Origin of the sequence: Cellulomonas sp. McL0617 (genome assembly GCF_049994875.1) — a bacterium.
Lineage (GTDB): Bacteria > Actinomycetota > Actinomycetes > Actinomycetales > Cellulomonadaceae > Cellulomonas.
The window spans coordinates 2,655,388-2,673,574 of record NZ_CP188256.1; the positions used below are offsets into that span (position 1 = coordinate 2,655,388).

The window sequence follows — 18,187 nt, forward strand, 5'->3', positions numbered from 1 at the left end:
TCAGCTCCTGTCCCAGCGTGCGTAGGCGTCGATGATCTCGCTGACCAGCCGGTGCCGGACGACGTCCGACGAACCGAGGCGGCAGAACGAGACGTCGTCGATGCCGGAGAGCACCTGCTCGACCACCCGCAGGCCCGAGGTGGTCGACGACGGCAGGTCCACCTGCGTCACGTCGCCGGTGACCACGACCTTGGACCCGAAGCCCAGCCGGGTGAGGAACATCTTCATCTGCTCGACGGTCGTGTTCTGCGCCTCGTCGAGGATGATGAACGCGTCGTTCAGGGTGCGACCGCGCATGTAGGCCAACGGCGCGACCTCGATGGTGCCGGCCTCCATGAGCCGCGGGATCGCCTCGGGGTCGACCATGTCGTGCAGCGCGTCGTACAGCGGGCGCAGGTACGGGTCGATCTTGTCCGAGAGGCTGCCGGGCAGGAAGCCGAGCCGTTCGCCGGCCTCGACCGCGGGCCGCGTCAGCACGATCCGGTGCACCTTACGGTCCTGGAGCGCCTGGACGGCCTTCGCCATCGCCAGGTAGGTCTTGCCCGTTCCGGCGGGACCGATGCCGAACGTGACCGTGTGCCGGTCGATCGCGTCGACGTACTCCTTCTGCCCGGACGTCTTGGGCCGGATGGTGCGCCCCCGGCTGGACAGGATGTTGAACGACAGGATGTCGGCCGGCCGCGCGGTCGAGGCCGCCGTCAGCATGGCGACCGACCGGACGACGATGTCCGGCGTGAGGGGCGTCCCGCCGGCAGCCATCTCGACCAGCTCGTCGACGAGCCGGGAGACGAGCGCGACGTCGCCGACCGGACCGGCCAACGTCACCTCGCTGCCGCGGACGTGGATGTCGACCGTGGTGAAACCGGCCTCGACCGCCCGCAGGACCTCGTCCTGCGGGCCGAGCAGCTCCACCATGGAGATGTCCGACGGCACGGTGATGCGGTGCTCGACGCGAGCCGGCGCACCGTGGGCACGGTCTGTGCGTGCAGATGTTGGTTCGGCCATGTGCTCGGCGTGCGCCGCGGGCTCCTTGGTTGATGACGACGTGCTCGATGAGGTGTGGTGACGAGGTGCAGGACAGCAGTCTACGAGCCTGCGACCACAAGATTCGGGCTCACGCCCACCGACCCAGCCGCTGCGCGAGGACCGCCAGCGCGACCGGCCCCGCGGTCGACGTCCGCAGCACGTGCGGACCGAGCCGGACCGCGCTCGCGCCCGCATCCGTCAGCCGGGCCAGCTCCGGCTCACCGATACCGCCCTCCGGGCCGACGACGACCAGGCACTCCCCCACGGTCGGCAGCGTGACGTCGGCGATCGGCGCCGCCGCGTCCTCGTGCAGGACCAGCGCGACACCCCCGGCGGCGACGACCGACCGGATCCGCTCGGCGAGGCCGCGCCCGTCGAGCGCCTGGCCGACGTCCGGTACGCGGGCCCGGCGCGACTGCTTGGCCGCGGAGCGCACGGTGCCCAGCCATCGGGACCGGCTCTTGGCGGCCCGGTCGCCGCGCCACACCACGATCGACCGCTCGGCCTGCCAGGGGACCACCGCGTCGACGCCGACCTCGGTGGCCGCCTCGATCGCCATCTCGTCGCGGTCACCCTTGGCCAGGGCCTGCACGAGCACGAGCGAGACCACGGGTGCCCCTTCGACGACCACGTCCGTGACGGCGACGAGAACCCCGTCGGCCGAGACCGAGTCGACGACGCCGACCAGGCGCACCCCGTCCCCGTCGACGACGTCGACGCGCTCGCCCGGTGAACGCCGCTGGACGACACCGGCGTGGCGCCCCTCGGTGCCGCCCAGCAGGTACGTGCCACCGGCGGCGACGGCCACCAGGCTCCCCGGCTCGGCGAGGAAGACGGGCGCGCTCATGACGTCGGCCTGCGCACGGCGTGGCCGCTCAGCGGCCGGACAGCTTGTCGCGCAGCTTGGCGAACACGCCGGTGCTCGACCCGGCGAACCGCGCCTCGGGGCGTTCCTCACCGCGCAGCGCCGCGAGCTTGCGCAGCAGCTCGGCCTGCTCCTCGTCCATGGCGACGGGCACCTGGACGTCCACGTGCACGTGCAGGTCGCCTCGACCGCCCACGTGCAGGTGCCCGACGCCCAGGTTCTTCAGCGTGACGATCTGCGCGGGCTGCGTGCCCGGTCGCAGGTCGACCTCGCGCGGCCCGTCCAGGGTGTCGAGCATCAGGACGGTACCGAGCGCCGCCGCGGTCATCGGCACCTCGAGCGTGGCGTGCAGATCGTCGCCGCGGCGGACGAACGTGTCGTTCTTGCGCTCGCGCACCTCGAGGTAGACGTCGCCCGCGGGGCCGCCGGCCGGTCCGACCTCGCCCTGGCCGGTCAGCTTGATGCGCGTGCCGGTGTCCACGCCCGCGGGGACGTCGACGCCGAGAGTGCGACGGGACCGGACGCGGCCTTCGCCGGAGCACTCGGTGCACGGCTCGGGGATGACGCTTCCGAAGCCGTGGCACGCCGCGCACGGCTGCGTCGTCATGACCTGACCCAGGAAGGACCGGGCGACCCTCTGCACCGAGCCGCGACCACCGCAGACCTCGCAGGTGCGGGGCGAGGTGCCCGGGCGGCAGCACGTGCCGTTGCACGTCGGGCAGAGCACGGCCGTGTCGACGGGCACGTCGCGGTGCACGCCGAAGGTCACCTCGGTCAGGTCCAGGTCGAGGCGGACGAGCGCGTCCTGGCCGCGGCGCGCTCGTGGGATCGGCCCGCGCTGCTGCGCCTGGCCGGTGGCCGCTCCGAAGAAGGTCTCGAAGATGTCCTGGAAGCCGAACCCACCGCCCATGCCGCCGCCGGGCGACGACGGGTCGCCGCCCATGTCGTAGGCGCGGCGCTTCTCCGGGTTGCCCAGCACGTCGTAGGCGCGCGAGACGTCCTTGAACGTGTCCTCGGAACCGGAGTCCGCACCCGCGACGTCCGGGTGGTGCTCGCGGGCGAGCTTGCGGTACGCCTTCTTGATCTGTTCGGGCGTCGCGTCGCGCGGGACACCCAGGACCTCGTAGTAGTCGGTCACGGGAGGATGTGCTCACTTCCGGTGGGAGTTCTGTTCCGTTCGGTGCCCTTGGCGCCGCTCATTGCGCCAGGATCCGGGTCAGGTAGCGGGCGACGGCGCGCACGGCGGACATGGTGGCCGGGTAGTCCATGCGCAGCGGGCCGATCGAGCCGATCCGTGCCACCGAGCCGCCGCCCTCGTCGCCGTAGCCGGTGCTCAGGAAGCTCGTCTCGACGAGGCCGTCGTGCTGGGTCTCGCGACCGATCCGCACGGTGACCGCCTGCGTGTCCTCGGCCATCTCCGAGAGGAGCCGCAGCAGGACCACCTGCTCGTCGAGGGCCTCGAGGACCGGCCCGATCGAGCGTACGTCGGTGCCGCCGGCCCGGGCGAGGTTGGCCGTGCCGGCGAGGACCACGCGCTCCTCGCTCTCCTGCGCCAGGGTCTCCTCGAGCACGGCGACGACGCTGCGCACGAGCGGCTGGTCGGCGGGCGCGAACGCCGCGGTCAGGTCCGCGAGGGCCACGGGCAGCTCGGACAGTCGGCGCCCTGCGGCGCTCACGTTCAACCGGGCACGCAGCATCGCCACGACGGACTCGTCGAGCTCGTGGTCCAGCTCGAGCGTGCGCTGCTCCACGCGACCGGTGTCCGTGATGAGCACGACGAGCAGATGACGCTGACCCACGGGCACGAGCTCGACGTGCCGCAGCGCGGAGCGTCGCAGCGACGGGTACTGCACGACGGCGACCTGCTGTGTCAGCTGCGCGATGAGCCGCACGGCCCGGTCGACCACGTCGTCGAGGTCTTGCGCGTTCTCCAGGAACATGCCGATCGCCCGCCGCTCCGGGCTGGACAGCGGCTTGACGCTCGAGAGCTGGTCGACGAACAGCCGGTAGCCCTTGTCGGTGGGCACGCGGCCGGCCGAGGTGTGCGGCTGGGCGATGTAGCCGCCCTCCTCGAGGGAGGCCATGTCGTTGCGGATCGTGGCCGGTGAGACCCCGAGCGAGTGCCGCTCGACGAGCGCACGCGACCCGACGGGCTCGCGGGTGGCGACGTAGTCCTCGACGATCGCGCGCAGCACGTCCAGCCGTCTGTCGTCGCTCATCCCGCCTCCTCACCCGTGGTCGACGTGCAGTGCCCCTCGACCTGCAGGTAGCACTCCGCCGGCGGGAGTGCCAATGCTACGCCGCGCGACCGACACCACCCGGTGCTCCGCGCACAGCGGAACCCGGCGCGCCCCGCGGACCGGTGCGAGCCTGCCACCTACGCTGCCCGGGTGAACCAGGACCGCTACGGCTCCGACGTGCTGGGGGGATCGGGCTCGACCCACCACAAGGCCCCCAGGACGAGCCGCCCGCAGGCCGCCGAGCCGGGCCTCGTCGTCGAGGAGGTGACCACCGGCTGGGTCGGAGCGGTCGTCCGCGTCGAGAAGTCCGGCGGGGTGCACGTGGTCGTCCTCGAGGACCGCCGCGGTCGCACGCGCACCTTCCCGCTCGGCCGGGGGTTCTGGCTGGACGGCGAACCGGTCGCGCTGACCGCCCCCGTCCGTGCGCCCGCGCCGCCGAGGCCCACCCGCACCGCCTCCGGGTCGGTCGCCGTGCACGACGCCCGCGCGCGCGTCGCTCGCGGCAGCCGCATCTGGGTCGAGGGCAAGCACGACGCCGAGCTGGTCGAGAAGGTCTGGGGCGACGACCTGCGGCTCGAGGGCGTAGTGGTCGAGCTGCTGGACGGCGTCGACAACCTGCCCGACGCGATCCGTGACTTCGCCCCCGGGCCGGGCCGTCGGGTGGGCGTGCTGGTGGACCACCTGGTGGACGGCGCGAAGGAGAGTCGGATCGCCGCCGAGGCCGTGAAGGCGGCCCCCGCCGGCACGGTGCTCGTGCTCGGACACCCCTATGTGGACGTGTGGCAGGCCGTACGGCCTGAGCGCATCGGCCTGACGGCATGGCCGACCATCGAGCGCGGCACCGAGTGGAAGCACGGCATCCTGCGCGAGCTCGGCTGGCCGGCGCAGGAGCAGGCCGACGTCGCGCGTGCGTGGCAGCGCATCCTGCGCTCCGTGCGCAGCTACGCCGACCTGGAGCCCAGCCTGCTCGGTCGCGTCGAGGAGCTCATCGACTTCGTCACGACGTGACGATGCCCGGCCCGCGTCCAGCGGGCCGGGCATCGTCGGCGTGCGATCAGGCGACGGGGGCGATCGGGTCGCCGAGCAGACGCTTGAACAGGAATGCCGTGGCGAGGAGCACCAGCGGCACGGCGACGAGCAGGCCGACGAGGCAGACCAGGGCGCCGACGACGATCGTCGCGATCACCAGCAGGTAGAAGAGGATCACGGTCGACAGGTTGGCGGCGACCAGCTGGTAGCTCGCCTTGACCGCGTCCACCGGCGCGAGCCTCTTGCCGATCACGAACCAGAGCGTGAACAACAGCAGGAACGTCACGACGATGTTGAGCAGCCCACCGAAGATCGGGATGAGGTTGATCACGAACGTGATAGCCGTCAGCAGCAGGGCCGTGAGCACCACCGGGCCGGCGTCGACGAATCGGAAGAACGTCCCGAACCCGATCGGTCGGCCCTCGGTGAGCTCGAGCGCGGCGCTGATGAAGATCGCCTGGATCAGGTAACCGATCATCGTCAGGACGAGCGAGAACACGATGAAGCCGAACGAGATCGCGATGCGCCCGCCCGTCGTCACCCGGAAGATCTCGCTCGTGCCCCCGAAGATCGCGCCGATGATCGCGAACGCGACGATGGCGATCACGAACCACACGATGCCGGCGCCGATGAACAGGCCGCCGTGCCGGGTGAACTGCTTCCAGCCGTAGGAGTACGACTCGCCGATCGGCGACGGCTGGACCATCGGCGCCCCGTACCCGGCGGGGGGTGGCGGGTACGCACCCGGCGGCCCGTACGCGGGCGGGGGCGGCGGGTATCCGGGCGGCTGCTGGCCGTAGCCCGGCGCGGGCTGCCCGTACGGCGGGGCCGCTGGCGGGTAGGCACCCGGCGCGGGCTGGCCGTACTGCGCGGGCGGCGGCGGGTAGGCGCCGGGGGCCGGCTGGCCGTAGTCGGGCGCCGGTGGCACGACGGGCGGGGCCGGTGGCGCGACGGGCGGGGCGGGCGGCGGTGCCACCGGCGGCTCGGGCGGAGGTGGAGGCGCCGCGGGCGGCTCGGCCGGCGGGACGGGCGGCTGCGGGTCAGGCACGACGGGCTCGCCGTCGCTCGGCGGTGGTCCGCCCGGGTTCTCGCTCATGCGTGGCCTCCCTGGTCACGTGGGGCGGTCGTCGCCCACGCGCCAGCGAACCGAAGGCGCTCACCCGTGTCAAGGAACCGGGACGCACCCGGCATGTCGGACGGACGCCCAGCGGGCCCACAGACCCCGCACAGTCAGGCCGCGAGCGCCCGGACCACCGCATCCGCGAGCAGCCGCCCTCGACGCGTCAGCACGAGCCGCCGCTCCGCGCCGTCGCCACCCAGGGCCGCGACGCCGTCCACGAGGCCGTCCGCGATCAGCCCCGCGACGGCCGGCCGCGCCGCGACGGGGAGCACGTCCAGCGGCAGCCCGCCGGCCAGCCGCACGCCGAGCATGAGCCGCTCGAGCAGGGCGCCGTCGTCGCTCACGGTCTCGCGTCCGGCGGCCGGGCTCAGGCCCCGGTCGAGCCGGTCGGCGTACGCGCGCGGGTGCTTGACGTTCCACCAGCGGACCCCACCGACGTGGCTGTGCGCACCGGGCCCTATCCCCCACCAGTCGTCGCCCCGCCAGTAGGCGAGGTTGTGCCGGCAGGCGGTCTGCGGCGTGCGCGACCAGTTGCTCACCTCGTACCAGCGCAGGCCGGCCGCCTCGAACAGGTCGTCGGCCAGCTCGTACTTGGTCGCCTGGTCGTCCCCGTCCGGCAGCTCCAGCTCGCCGCGCCGCACCTGGACGGCCATGCGGGTGCCTGCCTCGACCACGAGCGCGTACGCGGAGACGTGGTCGACGCCCGTGGCCAGCGCGGCCTCGACGCTCGTGCGCCAGTCGTCGACCGACTCGCCGGGCGTGCCGTAGATGAGGTCCAGGGAGACCGCGAGCCCGGCGTCGCGGGCCCACCGCACGACGTCGGGGATGCGTCGCGGGTCGTGCGTGCGCTCGAGGGTGGCCAGCACGTGCGGCACCGCCGACTGCATGCCGAACGAGACGCGAGTGAAGCCGGCGGATGCCAGGGCCGCCAGGGACTGCGGCGTCACCGAGTCGGGGTTGGCCTCGGTGGTCACCTCGACGTCGTCGGCGAAGCCCCAGGCGTCCCCGACGCCGGCCAGCATGCGCGACAGGTCCGGGACGGACAGGACCGTCGGGGTCCCACCCCCGACGAACACGGTCTGCACCGGCCGCGAGGGCAGGATCGAAGCGGCGAGCGCGATCTCCCTCAGCGCGGTGTCCGCGTACGCGTGCTGGCTCGCGCCGCCGCCCAGCTCGGTGGCCGTGTACGTGTTGAAGTCGCAGTACCCGCAGCGCACGGTGCAGAACGGGACGTGCAGGTAGACCCCGAACGCGCGATCGGTCAGACCCTCGAACGCCCACGGCGGAAGGGAGCCGTCGTCGGGAGCCACATCTCCCTCAGGGAGAGCAGGAGACATGCTCAGGTCACTTCTTCTTCGCGTCCTTGCCGCCCGCGGAGCCCGCCGGCTCGCTGGAGAGCGCGGCGATGAAGGCCTCCTGCGGCACGTCGACCCGGCCGATCGTCTTCATGCGCTTCTTGCCCTCCTTCTGCTTCTCCAGGAGCTTGCGCTTGCGCGTGATGTCGCCGCCGTAGCACTTGGCCAGCACGTCCTTGCGGATGGCGCGGATGGTCTCGCGGGCGATGATCCGCGCCCCGATGGCGGCCTGGATGGGCACCTCGAACTGCTGGCGCGGGATGAGGTCCTTGAGCTTGGCCGTCATCATGACGCCGTAGGCGTAGGCCTTGTCGCGGTGCACGATCGCGCTGAAGGCGTCGACGGTCTCGCCCTGCAGCAGGATGTCGACCTTGACCAGGTCGGCCTCCTGGTCGCCGATGCGCTCGTAGTCGAGGCTGGCGTAGCCGCGCGTCTTGGACTTCAGCTGGTCGAAGAAGTCGAACACGATCTCGGCCATGGGGAGCACGTAGCGCAGCTCGACGCGGTCCTCGGAGAGGTAGTCCATGCCCTGGAGCTCGCCGCGCTTGGTCTGGCAGAGCTCCATGATCGCCCCGATGAACTCGGACGGCGCCAGGATCGTGCCCTTGACCATGGGTTCGTTGACGGCGCCGATCTTGCCCGACGGGAACTCGCTCGGGTTGGTCACCGTGACCACGCTCTTGTCCTCGAGCGTGACCTCGTAGACGACGTTGGGCGCGGTGGAGATGAGGTCCAGGTCGAACTCGCGCTCGAGCCGCTCGCGCACGATCTCCAGGTGCAGCAGGCCGAGGAAGCCCACGCGGAACCCGAAGCCGAGGGCAACCGACGTCTCGGGCTCGTAGTTGAGCGCGGCGTCGTTGAGCTTGAGCTTGTCCAGGGCGTCGCGCAGCACCGGGTAGTCGGTGCCGTCGATCGGGTACAGGCCCGAGAAGACCATCGGCTTGGGGTCCGAGTAGCCCCCGAGCGCCTCCGCGGCGGGCTTGCTCGCGTTGGTGACCGTGTCGCCGACCTTCGACTGGCGCACGTCCTTCACGCCGGTGATCAGGTAGCCCACCTCACCGACCCCGAGGCCCTTCGTCGGCACGGGCTCCGGGGAGATCACACCGATCTCGAGCAGCTCGTGCGTCGCGCGGGTCGACATCATGACGATCTTCTCGCGCGGGTTGAGGTTGCCGTCGATCACGCGGACGTAGGTGACGACGCCGCGGTAGGTGTCGTAGACCGAGTCGAAGATCATCGCGCGGGCGGGGGCGTGGGCGTCGCCGGTGGGCGGCGGGACCAGCTCGACGATGCGGTCCAGCAGCTCGATGACGCCCTCGCCGGTCTTGCCGGACACCCGCAGGCAGTCCTCCGGCTGGCCGCCGATCAGGCGGGCCAGCTCCTCGGCGTACCGCTCGGGCTGGGCCGCCGGCAGGTCGATCTTGTTGAGCACCGGGATGATCGTCAGGTCGTTGTCCAGCGCCAGGTACAGGTTGGCCAGCGTCTGGGCCTCGATGCCCTGCGCGGCGTCGACCAGCAGCACGGCACCCTCGCAGGCGGCCAGCGACCGGGACACCTCGTAGGTGAAGTCGACGTGCCCGGGTGTGTCGATCATGTTGAGCGCGAACGCGTCGTCGCCTACGCCCCACGGCATGCGCACGGCCTGCGACTTGATCGTGATGCCGCGCTCGCGCTCGATGTCCATGCGGTCCAGGTACTGCGCGCGCATCGCCCGCGCGTCGACGACGCCCGTGAGCTGCAGCATGCGGTCCGCGAGCGTCGACTTGCCGTGGTCGATGTGCGCGATGATGCAGAAGTTGCGCAGCAGCTCCGGCGGCGTGGCTGCCGGGTGGATGCGCGACGAGGCGGCGGCACCGGGGATCGGGGACAAGCGGACTGGCTCCTGGCGTAGAAGTCGCGCGGCGGCTGGCGCTGTCGCGACGAACGGTGACCGTCGTCGCCCTGTCGGGTCTCGTGCGGTCGGTACCACCATGGTCCCATGACGACGCACCCTGGTGATTCGGATGTCGCCGCGGCTCCTCGGCTTGCCGTCCTGGCCAACCTCCAGGCCCAGTTCTTGGCGACGATCCCCGAGGTCGACCCGACCACCCGCGTCCCCTGGTGCGGCCGCTGGCGGGTCGAGGACCTCGTCGTGCACGTCGCCCGGATCCACCACTGGGCGGCGGGCCAGGCGCGCCGTGAGCAGGAGACGCCGCTCGGGCGCGGGCCGTTCGTGCTGGAGGACCTCTACCGGGAGTGCGCGGCCGAGCTGCTGGACACGCTGACCGACCTCGGCCCGGACGCGCCGTCGTGGACCCTGAACGGGCCCGGTCCCGCGTCGTTCTGGCGTCGACGCCAGGTGCACGAGACGCTCGTCCACCTCTGGGACCTGCGCACCGCGGCCGGTCTCGACCTCGTCGTGGACGCGTCCGTCTGGGCGGACACGGTCGACGAGGTCGCGACCGTCATGCAGCCCCGCCAGGTCCGCCTGGGTCGCATCCCTCGGCTGCCGTCGCCGATCGCGCTGGTGGCCGAGGACGTCGGCCGCTGCTGGGTGCTCGACTCGGCCGACGGCGGCGCCCCGCCGGTCACCGCGACCGGGACCGCCCAGTCGCTCGCCCTGCTGCTCTGGCGTCGCCCGGCAGACGAGCCCGGCGTCAGCGGCGACCGCCGGGTCCTCGACGAGGCCCTGGCCCTGGGTCTGACGCCCTAGACCGATCAGGCCTCGCGCGTGATCTGCACCGTCACGGACGTGTCCTGTGTCCCCGCGCCCGCGAAGATCCCGCGCAGCGGCGGCACATCGTCGTAGGACCGTCCGCGTGCGATCACCACGTGGTGGTCGCCCACGACCGCGCGGTTGGTGGGGTCGTAGGCGAACCACTCGCCCACCCACCACTCGACCCAGGCGTGCGAGTCGCCGCTCACGGTCGTGCCGATCGCCACCTCGTCGTCCGGGTGCAGGTAGCCCGACACGTAGCGCGCGGGGATGCCGATGGAGCGCAGCGCACCCGAGACCAGGTGCGCCAGGTCCTGGCAGACGCCGGCGCGCTTGGCCCACGCCTCGGCGGCCGGGGTGTGCACCGTCGTCGCGCCAGGGATGTACTCGACCTCGTCGCGCAGCGCGTTGCTCACGGCGAGCGCGGCCTCGGCCGGTGGCAGCTCGGATGCCACGCGCTGGGCCAGCTCGACGACCTCCTCCGGCGGCGTGGTGGTCGGCGTGTCGGAGAGGAACTCCGCCAGCCGGTCGCGCAGCTCGGCGCCGCGCAGGGTCTCCCAGCCCGCCGGGCTCTTCAGCGGGAGCCGGTCGGCCACCTCGACCACGTGCTCGGCGGTCACCACCATCGACTCGTGCGGCGTGAGCACCTCGAACGCCGACACCGCCGTTCCCCAGTAGTCGCGGTACTCCGACCAGCCCGTGTGCGGCTGCACGTCGATCCTCGACTCGAGCACCGTCTGGCCCTGCTGGGTCAGCGGCGTCATGCGGGCCTCGTTGTACGACGCGAGGACGGGGCTCGCGTACTCGAACGACGTCGTGTGCACCACGCGCAACCGGCTCACAGGGCCTCCCCCACCCAGTTCGTGGCGGATCCGCTGGGGAAGTACCGCCCCCGGATCGCGTCCGATGCGGCCGAGCAGGCTCGTTGCACGCGTTCCATCTCCTTCGGCAAGGCGTCGAGCACCTCGATCAGCGGCCGGTACTCGAGGTTGGTCCGGACGTAGCCGATGTGGCGACGTGCGTCGTCGACCGCTGCCCGGTCGGCCGTCGGCTCGAGCGCCGCCAGGCACGACTCGGCCTGGTTGAGCGCGAAGACGATGGACCGCGGGAAGAGCTGGTCCGTCAGCAGGAAGCCGGCCGCGCGCTCGTCGGAGGCGGCGCCGCGGTACATCCGCAGGAACGCCTCGTGCGCGCCGCAGGACCGCAGGAGGGTGGTCCAGCTCGGGCCGGCGGAACCCGCCAGGGCCCGGGTGGTCAGGAGCCGGGCGGTCATGTCCGCGCGCTCGATCGACCGGCCCAGCACCATGAAGTTCCAGGTGTCGTCCCGCGACGTCGCCGAGTCGGTGATCCCCGCGACCACGGCCGCCCGTTCGCGCACCCAGGTGAAGTAGTCGTGCGGACGCGCCGGTCGCATGTGCGACGGCAGCTGGTTCCACGTCGCGTTCAGCGACTCCCACAGCTCGGTCGAGATGGTCTCGCGGGCGCGCCGGGCGTTCTCCCGGGCCGAGACGAGCGAGCCGGCGATCGACGACGGCGCGAACCGGTCGTACGCGAGCATGTCGAGCACGTACTCGCGACCGACCTCGACGTGGCTCGGCTCGGCCGGCCGGTCCATCACGGACAGCAGCGATCGGCAGGCCAGGTCCTCCTCCGCCCAGGGGTCCTCGAGGAGGATCTGGACGTGGACGTCGAGCAGGCGTGCGGTGTCGTCGGCACGCTCGACGTACCGCCCGATCCAGAACAGCGACTCCGCGATCCGACTCAGCACGCGCCACCACCTCCGACACGGAACGCGAGACCTTGCTGCTGCTGCATGACCTGGGCACGCACGTCGTTCGGGTTCGAGTCGATCGGGACCGCCTCGTCCTGGGCGACCGACTGCGGCAGGTCGGAGCCGTGCCGGACCGCGCGCCGCGGGACCGCGCCGCCCAGCACCCACGTGTCCTTCGAGCCGCCACCCTGCGACGAGTTGACCACCAGCTCGCCCTCGGGCAGGGCCACGCGGGTCAGCCCGCCGGGCAGGACGAACACCGACTCGCCGTCGTTCACCGCGAACGGTCGCAGGTCGGTGTGGCGGGGTCGCAGGTTGTCGCCGATGAGCGTCGGGATCGTCGAGAGCTGGACCACCGGCTGCGCGATCCAGCCTCGAGGGTCGTCGCGGAGCCGGACCCGCAGCGCCGCCAGCTCGCTGCGCGACGCCCGCGGTCCGACCACGAGGCCCTTGCCGCCCGACCCGTCCACCGGCTTGACCACCAGCTCGTCGAGGCGGTCCAGCACCTCCTCGAGCGCGTCGGGCTCCTCGAGCCGCCACGTGTCGACGTTGCGCAGGATCGGCTCCTCCGACAGGTAGTACCGGATGAGGTCGGGCACGTAGGTGTAGACCAGCTTGTCGTCGGCGACCCCGTTGCCCACCGCGTTGGCGATGGTGACCGTGCCGCTGCGCGCGCAGGTCATCAGCCCCGGGCTGCCCAGGAACGAGTCGTTGCGGAAGACGACCGGGTCCAGGTAGTCGTCGTCCACCCGGCGATAGATCACGTCGACGCGGCGGCGGCCCTGGGTGGTGCGCATCCAGACGCGTCCGCTCGCGCAGAACAGGTCCCGACCCTCGACGAGCTCGACGCCCATCATCCGCGCGAGCAGCGAGTGCTCGTAGTACGCGCTGTTAAAGACCCCGGGCGTGAGCACGACGACCGTCGGCTCGTCGACCCCGTTCGGGGCCGCGGCGGTCAGCGCGGCCAGCAGCCGACGGGGGTAGTCGGCGACCGGCCGGATCCGCAGCGCCGCGAACAGCTCGGGGAACGTCTGCGCCATCGCCCGGCGGTTGGAGAGCACGTAGCTGACGCCCGAGGGCACCCGGACGTTGTCCTCGAGCACCCGCCAGCCGTCGAGGCTGTCGCGGATCAGGTCGATCCCCGAGACGTGCACGCGCACGCCGTTCGGTGGGGTGATGCCGCGGGCCGCTCGCAGGAAGTTTGTCGACGAGACGACGACGGAGCGTGGGATGACCCCGTCGGCGATCGCCTTCTGGGGGCCGTAGACGTCGGCAAGGAATGCCTCGAGCGCCCGCACGCGCTGGGCGACCCCGGGTGCGACGTGCTCCCACTCGTCCCCGGCGACCACGCGCGGGACGACGTCCAGGGGGAAGGGGCGCTCCTCGCCGGCGAAGTCGAAGGTGACACCCTGCGCGAGGTAGGACCGGGCCAACGTCTCGGCCCGCGCACGCAGCTCGCCGGCGCTCAGCTCCGACAGGGCCGTGTGCAGACCCTTGTAGGCCGCGCGCGATCCCCCGTCGGCGTCGATCATCTCGTCCCAGGCGACGCCCGCTGGGTAGTCCTCGAACAGGTCCGCCATGTTCCGGACAGTATCCGCCCGGTGATAACGGCGCGTTACGAAGCCCCGCACGGAGTAACAGGACGCGCACGTGGACGGACTAGGGTGCGACCGTCTGCGCCCGGACCGGTAGGTTCGCCCGGTGACCGGATCGACGCGCTGGGCGGGGCTGCGCCGCCTGTGGGGCCGGCTCGTCGGCCGCTCCCCAGCCCCGACCGCCGAGCGGATCGTCCTGCCGGACCACCACGGGGTCGTCCGTCCGACGTACGCGCCGCGGCGCGATGGCGACGCGGACCCGGGCGAGATCGTGTGGGGCTGGGTGCCCTACGAGGAGGACGCGTCCCAGGGCAAGGACCGGCCCGTCCTCGTGATCGCCCGCAACGGCGTGGCGGTGCTCGGCCTGATGCTCACGAGCAAGGACCACACGCGCAACGCCGCGGCCGAGGCACGCCACGGGCGCGTCTGGCTGGACATCGGCTCCGGGTCGTGGGACGCGCAGCGCCGACCGAGCGAGGTCCGTCTCGACCGCGTCGTCCAGCTCCATCCGACCGCGTTCCGGCGCGAGGGTGCCGCGGTGGACCGCGCCCTGTTCGACGAGGTGACCGCGGCGCTGCGCCGGTGCCACGGCTGGTGAGGATGTCGGGTGAGGATGTCGGGTGAGATGCCGGTCCAGCTTCCGTCGAGTGGTTTCGGGATGGACCGGCTCTCCTGGTAACATGGATCTTCGCGTGTCCGCCCGGGTCGGCGGGCACAAGCCCAGTTCCTCTCCGCGGGTGTCCCCACGCCCCAGTCCCGGAGCTGTGTGCGCCCTCTAGACCTGTCAGATCGCTTCGGCGAACGCACAAGAGAGTCCCTACGTGGCCAACATCAAGTCCCAGATCAAGCGCATCACCACCAACGAGAAGGCGCGCCTGCGCAACAAGGCGGTGAAGTCCGAGCTCAAGACGCACATCCGTCGCGTCCGTGAGGCCGTCGCCGGTGGCGACAAGGACGCAGCCAGCACGGCGCTCGTGTCCGCCTCTCGCAAGCTCGACAAGGCCGTCTCCAAGGGAGTCATCCACTCCAACCAGGCGGCCAACAAGAAGTCGGCGCTGGCCAAGTCGGTCGCCTCGCTCTGAGCTTCCCCGCGAACGGGGTCGGCGCTCGTCGCCGGCCCCGTTTTCGTCGTCCTTGCGACCCGCGTGTCGTCGTCCGCGCGGCATCTGGGGACATGACCTCGAGAGCGGGCGCCGGTTCTGGTCCCCGACGGTCCGCGACGCGACGAAGGCGCCATCCGCGACGGATGGCGCCTTCGTCGACGTGCAGTCCGATCAGGCCAGCGACCAGGTCTCCCAGGAGCTGAGCGGAACGGTCGGCCGGAAGCCGGCTTCGCGCAGTGCCCGGTCGTACGCGTCGGCGGCACCGGAGGTGTCGCCGTGCAGCGCGTAGCGGTCACCGAGGTCGCGCCAGGCAGCCGCAGACTGCCGTGACGCCGACATCATGCCGAGCATGTCTGCCGCGAGGCGGTAGGCACGTGCGGACCCCTCGAGATCGCCCCGGGCGTGCAGGGCGTCCCCGAGCGAGAGGTGCGCGATGGCGGTCTCGACGCGCGGGGGTTCGCCGAGGCGGACGAGAGCTGCGCTCGCGTACTCCTCGGCGGCGTCGATGTTGGCCAGCAGGAGGTGCGCCCGCGAGCGCTCCACGTCGACGCGGGCGAGGTCCAGCTCCGATCCGAGGACGGACAGGTCCGGGGCTGCACGCTCGATCTGCTCGAGCGCCGCCGTCGGTTCCGCCGGCTCGGAGCGCAGCAGGAGCCACGCGTAGTTGAGCCTGAGCCGCGGCAGGTCACGATCGGGCTCACCCTCCGAGAGGAGCGCGAGCGCCCGCTCGGTGTAGCGCTGGGCCAGCTCGTAGTCGCGACGCTGCTCCGCCACGAGAGCCGCGTTCCAGTAGACGCTGCCCCGTCCACGCGGCGTGCCGAGGGACTCGGCGAGCCGCACGAGCTCCGCCGCCCGGTGCGTGGCGTAGAGGAGATCGCCACGCTCGACATACGCCCAGAGCACCGTGGACGCCAGGCGCAGGTGCCCGTCCGTCCCGGTGAGCTCGGCGGCCTCCAGCTCGGTCAGCGTGTGCTCGCCGACCTCGACAGCACGGTGCAGGTCGCCGGCCTCGAGGTAGGACGCGACGAGCGCGTTGGCGAGCTTGGCCGACTCCACGTGGTGCGACCGGCTCCGCGCGTCCTCGAGCAGGGGCTCGAGGATGGCCACGGCGGACTCCAGGTCACCGAGTCCTTCGTGTGCGCGGGCCAGCGTGGTGAGGGCGTCGACACGAAGCGTCGGCGACACGATGTCGAGGTCGAGGACCTCGAGCCGTCGCTTGGCGCCCGCGGCGTCGCCCTGGGTCAGATCGAGCCGTGCGTAGTCGATCTCCAGCCGGGTCCGCGCCTCGTTCGGTCCGTCCTCACCGTGCTTGAGGAACTCGAGGGTGGTGCCCAATCGGATGGCGAGCACAGCAAGGGCGGAATCGGTGGGTTCCCGATGCCCCGCCTCGATCAAGGAGATGTAGCTCGGGGAGAACGCGGACCCGGCAAGCGCGGTCTGAGACAGTCCCGCAGCGAGCCTGGCGTCGCGCACCCGGTCAGCAATCGTGGTCATGGTCAGTCATTGTATGTGTGACGTGCACAACATGCACCACCCCTTCGGGGGGTGATGATGTGACGGGGACCGCGTGCATGGCTGTGGGTGCTTACTGCGCGAGCCGGCAGCAGCCGCTCGCCCCACCGTTGACGTGGACGGGGGCCGCCGACGCGGCGGTCGCGCCGGTCGTCAGACCGAACGTGACGACGAGCGCGGCGATGGCGAGGGCGGACTTGAGGGAACGGGACATGATGGATCTCCTGTCAATTTTCACAACGGGCTAGGTCAACACCATGATGACCGATCCAGGGGCCGCTGGTCCGCCACATGTCGGTTTGTGAAGAGGATCGGGTGAAACTCACCGGTCTGTCACCCGTTCGATCGGGACCTTGGGCCCAGTCCTGAGAATTCCACCCACAGTTCCTCGTTCATAGGCTCGAACTTGTGATGTCATAGTGCGCATGACACCGGACGACGCCGACGGCAGGCTCGCGGACCTCGCGGCTGCGGTGGAGGACGCCATCCCCCTGGCGCTCCGCCAGGAGTGGTCGCAGCGCATTGCTCGCGAGCCGGTGCTCGTCGCCCGCCAGGGGATCTTCTCGGAGCACGGCAGGCCGTTCGCCTACCAGCTCTCGTTCCGGTCGCCCGACCAGCACACGGCGACCGCGACGACGTGGAACGCGCACCAGCACGAGCGCGCCACGGCACACGTTCTCGGCGCGACGTTCGGGCGTGTCGACCTGGAGCACGTAGCCCACGGGCGGCTGCTCTTCGTGCGCTGCCCGCGGGCCTACCTCGTCGGTGAGCTACCGGTCCCGAGCCGCCCAGATCGCCTGGTCATCGAGATCAACGACGGTGTGACTATCGATCCCGCGGTGATCACCGGAGTCCGCCGGCTGCGCGAGCAGGGCTTCCGGATCGCGGTCCCGTCGTTCGTCAGCAACCCCAACCAGCGCCGCCTCCTCCCACACGCCGACTTCGTCAAGATCGACGTCCGCGACCTCGACGTCGAGGGGCCGCCGGTCGTGCACCTGGCACGCTCCTACGGCGCGCTCCTGATCGCCGAGTTCGTCGAGAGCGCGGACACGCTGCGGCACGCCCGCGACCTCGGATTCACGCTGTTCCAGGGGAACCTGCTCGAGCGGGCCGGTGTGCTCGACCGCGCCGGCGCCCCGCGCGTGAACCACTAGGCCGCATCGGCGTCCGGACACAGCACCCCGGTCACACGGTGTGCGTCCGATCGGGTGACTGGCGTCATAGATGTCGCACACGGCGCTCTCATCCAGCGTGACCGTGGCCGCAGTCTCTCCCCGAACCCCCGCGAGGCTCCCGATCGCGCGCCAGCCGATCTGGAACACCGACGGCACGTTGTACGGCAACGAGTTCCTCTACCGGTCGCGGGACGGCTTGCCCGCCCAGGTCGACCGCTGGCGCTCGGACCGGCAGGACATCGCCACCGCCTCCGTCCTGGACGTGCTGTTCGGTGACGGACCGCCTCGCGACCGTCACCCCGCCTTCGTGAACGTCACCCGCTCGTTCGTGGTCAACGACCGTCCGCTGCCTGCACATGCGGGTCGGCTCGTGCTGGAGATCGTCGAGTCCGTCGCTGCGGACGACGCCGTCCTCGCCGGCCTGGCCCGGCTGAGCGCCCGGGGCTACAAGATCGCGATCGACGACTTCGCGGCCGAACCCGACCAGATCGCGATGCTCCCGTTCGCCGACTACGTCAAGATCGACGTCCGCGACGTCGATCGCGTCGGACCGCACATCGTGGATCTCGCCCGGCGCGACGGAGCGGTGCTCGTCGCCGAGCGGGTGTGCAACGACGCCCTGGTGCAGGAGTGTCGGGCCCTCGGATTCGAGCTGCTCCAGGGAGACGTCCTGGGGCCGGCACTGACCCTGACTGCGTAAC

The 18,187-nt window shown here is 71.6% G+C and carries 18 protein-coding genes; 6 read left to right on the forward strand and 12 right to left on the reverse strand.

What is annotated here, in order from left to right; all coding sequences use genetic code 11:
* The 4 genes from ACPPVS_RS12075 to hrcA all read right to left on the reverse strand — a co-directional run bounded on the left by ACPPVS_RS12075 (position 1) and on the right by hrcA (position 4,110).
* Complete coding sequence (locus ACPPVS_RS12075) at positions 1 to 1,005, reverse strand: PhoH family protein (RefSeq protein WP_426592507.1); 1,005 nt, start codon at positions 1,003 to 1,005, stop codon at positions 1 to 3.
* 109 nt (positions 1,006 to 1,114) lie between these two features.
* The gene (locus ACPPVS_RS12080) at positions 1,115 to 1,873 is read right to left on the reverse strand and encodes a 16S rRNA (uracil(1498)-N(3))-methyltransferase (protein ID WP_426592508.1); all 759 of its coding nucleotides are present in this window, start codon (positions 1,871 to 1,873) and stop codon (positions 1,115 to 1,117) included.
* A 28-nt stretch (positions 1,874 to 1,901) separates the two neighbouring features.
* The gene (gene dnaJ / locus ACPPVS_RS12085) at positions 1,902 to 3,029 is read right to left on the reverse strand and encodes a molecular chaperone DnaJ (RefSeq protein ID WP_426592509.1); all 1,128 of its coding nucleotides are present in this window, start codon (positions 3,027 to 3,029) and stop codon (positions 1,902 to 1,904) included.
* A gap of 58 nt (positions 3,030 to 3,087) precedes the next feature.
* Positions 3,088 to 4,110, reverse strand: coding sequence for a heat-inducible transcriptional repressor HrcA (gene hrcA, locus ACPPVS_RS12090; RefSeq protein WP_426592510.1), 1,023 nt, complete (start codon positions 4,108 to 4,110; stop codon positions 3,088 to 3,090).
* Positions 4,111 to 4,281: 171 nt separating this feature from the next.
* On the opposite strand from hrcA, the gene ACPPVS_RS12095 reads away from it, so the two are divergent.
* The gene (locus ACPPVS_RS12095; RefSeq protein ID WP_426592511.1) at positions 4,282 to 5,139 is read left to right on the forward strand and encodes a DUF3097 domain-containing protein; all 858 of its coding nucleotides are present in this window, start codon (positions 4,282 to 4,284) and stop codon (positions 5,137 to 5,139) included.
* Positions 5,140 to 5,185: 46 nt separating this feature from the next.
* Here the strand turns inward: ACPPVS_RS12095 and ACPPVS_RS12100 are convergent, their stop codons facing one another.
* The 3 genes from ACPPVS_RS12100 to lepA form a co-directional block, all read right to left on the reverse strand.
* Positions 5,186 to 6,256 carry a hypothetical protein gene (locus ACPPVS_RS12100; RefSeq protein WP_426592512.1) on the reverse strand — a complete coding sequence of 357 codons (1,071 nt, stop codon included), beginning with the start codon at positions 6,254 to 6,256 and terminating at the stop codon, positions 5,186 to 5,188.
* A 134-nt stretch (positions 6,257 to 6,390) separates the two neighbouring features.
* On the reverse strand, positions 6,391 to 7,617 hold the full coding sequence (gene hemW / locus ACPPVS_RS12105) for a radical SAM family heme chaperone HemW (RefSeq protein ID WP_426592513.1): 1,227 nt from the start codon (positions 7,615 to 7,617) through the stop codon (positions 6,391 to 6,393).
* A gap of 7 nt (positions 7,618 to 7,624) precedes the next feature.
* Complete coding sequence (gene lepA, locus ACPPVS_RS12110) at positions 7,625 to 9,505, reverse strand: translation elongation factor 4 (protein WP_426592514.1); 1,881 nt, start codon at positions 9,503 to 9,505, stop codon at positions 7,625 to 7,627.
* Positions 9,506 to 9,613: 108 nt separating this feature from the next.
* Here lepA and ACPPVS_RS12115 point away from each other — a divergent pair, with 108 nt between their 5' ends.
* On the forward strand, positions 9,614 to 10,327 hold the full coding sequence (locus ACPPVS_RS12115) for a maleylpyruvate isomerase family mycothiol-dependent enzyme (RefSeq protein WP_426592515.1): 714 nt from the start codon (positions 9,614 to 9,616) through the stop codon (positions 10,325 to 10,327).
* Positions 10,328 to 10,332: 5 nt separating this feature from the next.
* Here ACPPVS_RS12115 and ACPPVS_RS12120 read toward each other — a convergent pair whose 3' ends face one another.
* Genes ACPPVS_RS12120 through ACPPVS_RS12130 form a run of 3 tightly spaced genes read right to left on the reverse strand, consistent with a single transcriptional unit; the run spans position 10,333 to position 13,681 of the window.
* Complete coding sequence (locus ACPPVS_RS12120) at positions 10,333 to 11,172, reverse strand: transglutaminase family protein (RefSeq protein WP_426592516.1); 840 nt, start codon at positions 11,170 to 11,172, stop codon at positions 10,333 to 10,335.
* Complete coding sequence (locus ACPPVS_RS12125) at positions 11,169 to 12,098, reverse strand: alpha-E domain-containing protein (protein ID WP_426592517.1); 930 nt, start codon at positions 12,096 to 12,098, stop codon at positions 11,169 to 11,171. The genes ACPPVS_RS12120 and ACPPVS_RS12125 overlap by 4 nt, the downstream gene beginning before the upstream one ends.
* On the reverse strand, positions 12,092 to 13,681 hold the full coding sequence (locus ACPPVS_RS12130; RefSeq protein WP_426592518.1) for a circularly permuted type 2 ATP-grasp protein: 1,590 nt from the start codon (positions 13,679 to 13,681) through the stop codon (positions 12,092 to 12,094). Before ACPPVS_RS12130 ends, ACPPVS_RS12125 begins: the two co-directional genes overlap by 7 nt.
* 121 nt (positions 13,682 to 13,802) lie before the next feature.
* Here ACPPVS_RS12130 and ACPPVS_RS12135 point away from each other — a divergent pair, with 121 nt between their 5' ends.
* Positions 13,803 to 14,294: a type II toxin-antitoxin system PemK/MazF family toxin gene (locus ACPPVS_RS12135; RefSeq protein ID WP_426592519.1), complete on the forward strand. Its 492-nt coding sequence runs from the start codon at positions 13,803 to 13,805 to the stop codon at positions 14,292 to 14,294.
* A 223-nt stretch (positions 14,295 to 14,517) separates the two neighbouring features.
* Positions 14,518 to 14,778: a 30S ribosomal protein S20 gene (gene rpsT / locus ACPPVS_RS12140; RefSeq protein ID WP_426592520.1), complete on the forward strand. Its 261-nt coding sequence runs from the start codon at positions 14,518 to 14,520 to the stop codon at positions 14,776 to 14,778.
* Positions 14,779 to 14,970: 192 nt separating this feature from the next.
* On the opposite strand, the gene ACPPVS_RS12145 is transcribed toward rpsT, so the two are convergent.
* Positions 14,971 to 16,293, reverse strand: a complete 1,323-nt coding sequence (locus ACPPVS_RS12145) for a helix-turn-helix domain-containing protein (protein WP_426592521.1) — start codon at positions 16,291 to 16,293, stop codon at positions 14,971 to 14,973.
* A gap of 91 nt (positions 16,294 to 16,384) precedes the next feature.
* Positions 16,385 to 16,525, reverse strand: coding sequence for a hypothetical protein (locus tag ACPPVS_RS12150; RefSeq protein ID WP_426592522.1), 141 nt, complete (start codon positions 16,523 to 16,525; stop codon positions 16,385 to 16,387).
* 211 nt (positions 16,526 to 16,736) lie between these two features.
* On the opposite strand from ACPPVS_RS12150, the gene ACPPVS_RS12155 reads away from it, so the two are divergent.
* Positions 16,737 to 17,465, forward strand: a complete 729-nt coding sequence (locus tag ACPPVS_RS12155) for an EAL and HDOD domain-containing protein (protein WP_426592523.1) — start codon at positions 16,737 to 16,739, stop codon at positions 17,463 to 17,465.
* Positions 17,466 to 17,568: 103 nt separating this feature from the next.
* Positions 17,569 to 18,186, forward strand: a complete 618-nt coding sequence (locus tag ACPPVS_RS12160; protein WP_426592524.1) for an EAL domain-containing protein — start codon at positions 17,569 to 17,571, stop codon at positions 18,184 to 18,186.
* Position 18,187 lies beyond the last annotated feature (1 nt).